Here is a 261-nt window from a genome sequence, read left to right as displayed (position 1 = left end):
AGCAGATCTCCTTTTCTGTCCGGTGGGAGTCGGGAAGCACGTGGACCATCTGATCACCCGGGGGATGGGAGCCGGATACCCGGAGAAATTGGTCCTCTATTCGGATTTTCCCTACGACCTAGCATCCAACCCGGACCACGCGCGTCTGGCGAGCATGCAGTATCAGCCGTGGACGTGGAGCACCGGGCTCGAGGAAAAGCAGCCGCGGATCCGTCAATACGCGACGCAAGTGGATGCCTTGTTTCCCGCCGGGGTGATTCC

General features: G+C 60.5%; 1 protein-coding gene. It reads left to right on the top strand.

The window, feature by feature from the left end; genetic code table 11:
• Nucleotides 1-261, top strand: a 261-nt coding sequence (locus SB679_RS24895; protein WP_410704977.1) for a hypothetical protein, incomplete at both ends; no start/stop codon positions are given.

The sequence above is a fragment of the Chryseobacterium sp. SIMBA_029 genome, assembly GCF_046535275.1.
In the GTDB taxonomy this organism is placed as follows: domain Bacteria; phylum Bacteroidota; class Bacteroidia; order Flavobacteriales; family Weeksellaceae; genus Chryseobacterium.
This window is presented reverse-complemented; position numbering and strand designations above follow the sequence as displayed.